The 6,513-nt window shown below is 70.9% G+C and carries 7 protein-coding genes; 5 read left to right on the top strand and 2 right to left on the bottom strand.

The window, feature by feature from the left end:
* Nucleotides 1–124: 124 nt before the first annotated feature.
* The 3 genes from UK23_RS43800 (at nt 125) to UK23_RS49480 (ending at nt 3,027) form a co-directional block, all read left to right on the top strand.
* Entirely contained in the window at nt 125–547 is a 423-nt protein-coding gene (locus UK23_RS43800; RefSeq protein ID WP_045317749.1) for a YciI family protein, read from the top strand.
* Between the two features lie 29 nt (nt 548–576).
* Complete coding sequence (locus UK23_RS43805) at nt 577–1,851, top strand: RNA polymerase sigma factor (protein WP_045317745.1); 1,275 nt, start codon at nt 577–579, stop codon at nt 1,849–1,851.
* An 84-nt stretch (nt 1,852–1,935) separates the two neighbouring features.
* On the top strand, nt 1,936–3,027 hold the full coding sequence (locus UK23_RS49480) for a hypothetical protein (protein ID WP_052685578.1): 1,092 nt from the start codon (nt 1,936–1,938) through the stop codon (nt 3,025–3,027).
* A 36-nt stretch (nt 3,028–3,063) separates the two neighbouring features.
* On the opposite strand, the gene UK23_RS43815 is transcribed toward UK23_RS49480, so the two are convergent.
* Nucleotides 3,064–4,494, bottom strand: coding sequence for an amidase (locus UK23_RS43815; protein ID WP_045317746.1), 1,431 nt, complete (start codon nt 4,492–4,494; stop codon nt 3,064–3,066).
* 50 nt (nt 4,495–4,544) lie between these two features.
* Here UK23_RS43815 and UK23_RS43820 point away from each other — a divergent pair, with 50 nt between their 5' ends.
* Nucleotides 4,545–5,051 (top strand): hypothetical protein, encoded by a 507-nt coding sequence (locus UK23_RS43820; protein WP_156213824.1) that lies wholly within the window; start codon nt 4,545–4,547, stop codon nt 5,049–5,051.
* A gap of 80 nt (nt 5,052–5,131) precedes the next feature.
* A complete protein-coding gene (locus UK23_RS43825) occupies nt 5,132–6,022 on the top strand; it encodes a pentapeptide repeat-containing protein (RefSeq protein ID WP_045317747.1) in 891 nt (296 codons plus the stop codon).
* A gap of 3 nt (nt 6,023–6,025) precedes the next feature.
* On the opposite strand, the gene UK23_RS43830 is transcribed toward UK23_RS43825, so the two are convergent.
* Nucleotides 6,026–6,513: CGNR zinc finger domain-containing protein (locus UK23_RS43830; RefSeq protein ID WP_045317748.1), on the bottom strand; the 488-nt coding region annotated here is incomplete at its 5' end.

Genomic DNA, 6,513 nt, shown 5'->3' on the forward strand with positions numbered 1-6,513 from the left:
CGTGACGTGGATGAAGGAGCCCTTCATCTTTTTCGGGGCGGGTGTCGATCGAACGGTGTGCCCGTTCGACCTGGGCGTGAAAGGGTCCACAACGGACCCGCACGAACCACTGGGAGAGACCGACATGAAGTTCATGCTGATCTGGCGCGTGGCCTCCGACGAGGCGTGGGCGAACCTCGGCGAGATCGACTTCGAGCAGATGCTCGAGACCGTCGGCAGGTTCAACGAGGAGCTGATCGAGGCCGGTGTGCTGATCGCCGCGGAGGGTCTGGCGTCCGCCGAGGAGGGTGTCGTCGTCGACTTCTCGAGCGAGCCGCCCGTTGTCACCGACGGCCCCTACGGCGAGACCAAGGAGCTGTTCAACGGCTTCTACCTGATCAACGTGCCGACGATCCAGGACGCGATCGAGTGGGCCAAGCGCACGCCGATGACCGCCGCCGGGTTCAAGACCGAGATCCGCCGCGTCACGACGATCGACGAGTTCCCGCAGGACAACGAGTGGATCAAGAAGGAACGGGCCTGGCGCGAGGCGAACAACCAGCTCTGATCTGCTGTGTTTGATCTATTTTGGGTGTCATGAGCGACCCCACGGGACGCAAGGCCGTAGCCGCGGTGTGGCGCATCGACTCCGCGAGGATCATCGGTGCGCTCACCCGCTACACCGGCGACTTCGCGCTGGCCGAGGACCTCGCGCAGGAGGCGCTGGCCGAGGCGCTGGTGACGTGGCCGCGCGAAGGCGTGCCGAACAACCCGGCGGGCTGGCTGCTCACCGTCGGCCGGCGCCGGGCGATCGACGCGTTCCGCCGCCGCAGCAACCGCGACGAGAAGTACGCGGCGATGGCGCACCACCTGTCCGAGGGCGGCGCGCTCACCGGCGCCGACCCCGCTCCCGCGCCCGACGACGTGCTGTGGGACCCGGACCAGATCGACGACGACACCCTCGCCCTGGTCTTCACCTCGTGCCACCCGGTGCTGTCGCGTGAGGCAGGGGTTGCGCTGACGTTGCGCGTGATCGGCGGTCTGACCAGCGACGAGATCGCGCGGGCGTTCCTGGTGCCGACCGCGACCGTGCAGGCCCGCATCACCCGCGCCAAGAAGACCCTCGGCGCGGCCGGGGTGCCGTTCGAGGTGCCGCCGGTCAACGAACGCCCCGCACGCCTGGCCCAGGTCCTCAGCGTGATCTACCTGATCTTCACCGAGGGCTCCTCGGCGTCGTCCGGTGACGAGGTCATGCGTCTCGACCTGGCCGGCGAGGCGCAGCGGCTGGCACGGATCCTGTCGCGGCTGATGCCCGAGGAACACGAGGCCCACAGCCTGCTCGCCCTGCTGGAACTGACCGCCGCCCGCTTCCCGGCCCGCCGCGGACCCGACGGCGAGACAGTGCTGCTCGAAGACCAGGACCGCCGCCGCTGGGACCGCTCCGCGATCGCCCGCGGACGTGCGGCGCTGGCGAAAGCCGCCGACATCGGCCGCGGCTACGGCTACTACGGCCTTCAGGCGGCGATCGCCGAGTGCCACGCGCTGGCCCCGTCCGTCGAGGACACCAACTGGGACCGCATCGTCGTGCTCTACGAAGCCCTCGGCCGCCTCGCCCCCTCGCCCGTCGTGGAGCTCAACCGCGCGGTCGCCGTGTCGATGGCACAGGGGCCCGCCGCCGCGCTGCCGATCGTCGACTCGCTGGCGGGCGCGGACGCGTTCAAGGAGTCGCACCAACTACCGGGAGTGCGCGGCGAACTACTGCGCCGGTTGGGACGGCTCGACGAGGCGCGCACCGAGCTTCAGCAGGCGATTCGCTTGTGCGGCAACGAACGCGAGCGCGAGGTGCTGTCCCGCAAACTCGCCGGCCTGTAGGCGTCTGACCACGCGGGGTGAACCTTAAATCCGATAGGGCGACATCTGTTCCACTCGACCGGGTGACGCGGGAATGATGTTGTGATGGACTCGCTGCCCGCCACCGTCGCCTCCGCCCTCGTGGAGTCGAACGGCGAGGGCACTGGCAGCGAGAACACCGACTGGCCGGGCCGCTGGCAGGCGCTCACCGCCGTGTCCGTCGAGCTGCAGTCGCTGCTGGTCACCGACCCCGGCCCGGAGCTGGTCGCGCTGATCGAGCGGATCGTCACCCAGCTCGCCGACGGCGTCGCCACCACCCGAAGACACCGCGTGGAACTGGCCGAACTCGCCCACCGAGTGCTGGGCACCCACGCCCGCGCGTGTGCCCAGACCGAACCCGACCCGGTCCGCCTCGCCGACTGGCTCCTCGACCTGCAGCTGCAACACCCCGAGGCCCCCGACGTCAGCCTCGCCGCCTACGCCGGCGCGCTGGACGACGAAGGCCTGCAGCACTACCGCGAGCGGGCGGTGGCGTTGTTCGAGCCGCTGCCGGTGATCGGGTTCGGGGAGACCGGCCGCTACGACCGCGCCCGCTGGGCCCTGCTGCGCGTGATGGAGGAGCTCGCCGAGTACACCGACGACGTCGACCTCCAGCTGCTCGTGTTGTCGAAGGACCTCAGCTCGGGCTGGCACTACCTGCAGGTCGCGACCATGCTGCGCGACAACGCCCGCTCCGGCGAGGCCCTGGAGTGGGTCGAACGCGGCCTGCGCGCGGTCGGCGGGCGCGGGGCGGCGTTGCGGTTGATCGACCTCGCCGTCGAGGAACACCTGCGCCGGGGGATGCCGCAGCGGGCGGTGGCGGTGTGCCGGGAGGCGTTCTTCGCCCGGCCCAACCTCGACGTCTACCTCAAGATCCGCGCGCTGGTCGTGCACACCGACGAGTGGCCGCCGTTGCGGGCCGAGCTCGTGCAGCACCTCGTGCAGGACGGCAGCCGGCTCGCGGTCGAGGTGTACCGGCGCATCGTCGAGGTCGAGCTGGCCCGGCGGGGCATCGAGGAGCAGGAGCTCGTCGTCGAATGGCTCGAACAGCTGCGCGGCCTGCAGCCCGACGCGTTCGCGGACTACCTGGACCACATCAAGTCGCGGCACGTGGCGGACCGGCAACTGCTCGACGAGTTGTCCAAGCGCGGACTCTGAGCAAAACGAGTTCGGATAGTCCGTAGTCGTACTATCCTACTTCGCATGACCGAGGCCGGAGGGGGTCCGGTCCGCCCACGGCCGAGCACGCTCCAGCTGGGCGGACACCGAAAGCAGCGTGCACTCGTCGTGGCGGCGGCCCACGAGCTGCACGGCGAGCGGCAGGCCGGACGAGGTGCGACCGGCGGGAACAGCGGCGGCCGGGTTGCCGACGACGTTCCACATCTGCAGGAACGACGTGTAGTGCGACGCGGCCAGCAGCGCCGAGACGACGTTGCGGCCGTCCCACTCGCCCACGCGGATCGGCGGGCGGGTCAGCGCCGGGGTGAGCAGCACGTCCACGGAGGTGAAGATCCGGTTCGCGTAGGCGGTGAGCGCCGCGTCGTCCTTGAGCGCCCACCGCACCAGGCCGCGCGGCAGCCGCCGGCCCAGTTCGCCGACCGCGCGGGTGCGGGGTTCGAGCAGGTCCGGGAACTCCATGCCCGTGCGCGCCAGGTGGGCGTTGTGCAGGTAGCGCACGGCGAACTGGGTGGACGCGACGACGTCGCGCATCGGCGGGTCGACGCGCACGACGTCGTGGCCGAGGTCGGTGAGCAGCGCCGCGGTGTCCTGCACGGCGTCGCGGACCTCGTCGGCGATCGCGATACCCGGACCCCACGGCCGCAAGGAAACCCCGATCCGCAACCTGCCCGGGTCGGCCTGCGCGGCTTCGGTGAAGGTGGTGCGCGGCGGGTGGGCGACGTGCTTGTCACCCGGCGCGGCGCCGTGGATCTGGTCGGCGACCAGCGCCCAGTCCAGCACCGTGCGGGTGATCGGGCCCGCGACGACGAGCCCGCCCCACACCTCGCGCTCGGGTGCGAGCGACACGCGGCCGCGCTGGGGCTTGAGCCCGAACAGCCCGGTCACCGCGGACGGGATGCGGATCGAGCCCGCGCCGTCCGTGCCGATCGCCGCCGCCGCGAGCCCCGCCGCCACAGCCGCGGCCGAGCCACCGCTGGAACCGCCGGGGGAGTGCGTGAGCGACCACGGGTTGCGCGTCGGCCCTGCCCAGCCGCTCTCGGTGTAGGGCCAGAGCCCGAGTTCGGGCATGCGGGTGCGGCCGATGATCACCGCACCGGCGTCGCGCAGGCGCCGCACGATCGCCGAGTCCGCCGGCTCCGGGGTGCGGGCGGCGTTCGTGCCCTTGGGAGTGGGCAGGCCCTCGATCGCGATGTCCTCCTTGACCGCGATAGGCACGCCCCGCAACGGCAGGTCCCCCGAAATCAGATCCTGGCCGCGCGCGTCCAGTTCGTCGGCCTGGGCCAGTGCCTGCTCGGCGAACACCGTGCGGAACGCGTTGAGCTGCGGGTCGAGCGCGGCGATGCGGTCCAGGTGCCCGGCGACGAGCTCGCGGGCGGTCACCTCGCCGGACCGCACGGCTTGCGCCTGCCTGGCGACACCGGCGAACCACAGCTCCGTCAGCTCCATGAACCGACCCTAAGCGCCGACCGGTGATCTACGGAATGGGAGTAGCAAGCATGAGAGTCCTCGCGATGGCCGCGGCCGTCCTCGTCGCCCTGAGCACGCTGGTGGCACCGGCGCAGGCAGCCGCGACCCTGATCTACCGGTACGAGATCATCAACCGGGCCGCGAGCTGGCTGACCGCGTACAACGGCGGTCGCGTGCCGTACGACATCTACGGGCGGCAGGACGGGTACCGCACGGACTGCTCCGGTTACGTGGCGATGGCCGCGAAGCTCGACAAGCCCGGCCCGATCACCCAGGACCTCCCGGGCCTCTCGACCTCGATCAGCATGAGCGAGCTCAAGCGCGGTGACATCGTCGTCGACGCCATCGGCGACACCTGGCGCGACCGGCACGTCGTGATCTTCGACCGCTGGGTCGACCCCGCTCGCCGCGACTACGGCTACTTCGCCTACGAGCAGCGCGGCGACTACGGCACCGACCACCGCGTCCGCGGCTACGGCCTGGAGCCCTACACCGAGTACCGGGCGCGCAGGCTGAACAACGTCATCGACAAGTGACGACCGGTGGGCCGCTCGTTGAACAGTGCGCTGAACTCCACCACTGTCCGATGTAATGACCCGGGTCACATCATCGAGTCATGTCCTCTCTCTCGCGCTGGCTCGCAGCGACCTCCTCTGTTCTGGCCGTGGCGGCGGTGACGCTGGGCCGTCGCCGTCTCTCGTTGCACCACGACGTGGTGGTGCCCCAGATGGAACAGACATCGCTGGAACAGACACCGCTGGAGGACATCCGGTCGAGGCTCATGGCCCTGGACGCCGATGCACGGCTGAGCGGGCTGCGGGACTGGGTCGAGTACGGCGAGCGGTGCGAGCGGAACCGGCAGCCGGCGCTGGACGTGCTGTGCGAGGCGCTGCGGGAGCTGCCGTGGCCCGGCACGGAGGTGGACCAGCGGTGGCGGATGGTGCTGCAGGCGTCGCTGCTGGCGCACCTGCGTCCAGGGCCGGGGTTCTGGCTGGGCTGCGAGGTGGACCTGCGCGAGACCACGCTGGTGGACTTCGACCTGTCGCAGGCGCGGCTGGGCGGCGCGCTGTTCGACGGGACGCGGTTCCTCGGTGACACGCGGTTCGACCGCACGACGTTCCTGGGCGAGTTCTCGGCCCGGCGCGCGTTCTTCGGGCGGCACGTGCTGTTCACGCAGTCGGTGTTCGCGCGCGGGGTGAGCCTGGCCGGGATGACGGTGTGCGGCAACGGCGAGTTCTCCGGTCTGCACGCCGCCGGGGTGGTGACGTTGCGCGCGACCCGGTTCTCCGGCCGCGCGGACTTCACCTGTGCCCGGTTCGGCTCCGACCTGGACTGCTCAGGGGTGCGGTTCGGCGGGCGGGCGCTGTTCCGCCGCGCCTGGTTCGCGGGTGCCTCGTCGTTCGCGCAGACGTGGTTCCGCGGCCGGGAGGACTTCGTGGACGCCGTGTTCGGCGGCGAGTCGTCGTTCGAGAACACCCGGTTCGGGCACCGCATTCACGCCGACTGACCCTCACGCCGACTGGCGCTGCCTGTGGTTGGCCACCGCGACCCGGTTCGCGCACTTGGTCGAGCAGAAGCGCCGCTTGCCGTTGCGGCTGGTGTCGACGAACACGGTGTCGCAGCCCTCGCGGCCGCACCAGCCGATGCGCCCGGCGTCCTCGCAGAACAACGCCGCCATGCCCGCCGCCGTGTACGCCTTGACCCGGACGTCCGTGGGCGCGTCCTCGCGGGCGTAGTGCAGGTGGGGCGCGCGGCCGTCGTGGGTGGAGATGTAGTGCGTGGTCGACGACTTCGCCAGCAGCTCGTTGAGCAGCTCGACCGAGGGGTGGCGGAACACGTCGCGCAGGCCTTCGACCCAGTCTCGTACGTCACGTTCCTGGCGTGCGTCCAGTGAGCCCAGCGGCTTGTAGTCCGACGATTTCAGCACGTCGATGACCGGTGTCGCCGGGTCGGCGTTGACCAGTTTCGCGGCGAGCTCTGCGGCCGCCCCGCCGTAAG

It is taken from the genome of Lentzea aerocolonigenes (genome assembly GCF_000955955.1).
GTDB lineage: Bacteria > Actinomycetota > Actinomycetes > Mycobacteriales > Pseudonocardiaceae > Lentzea > Lentzea aerocolonigenes_A.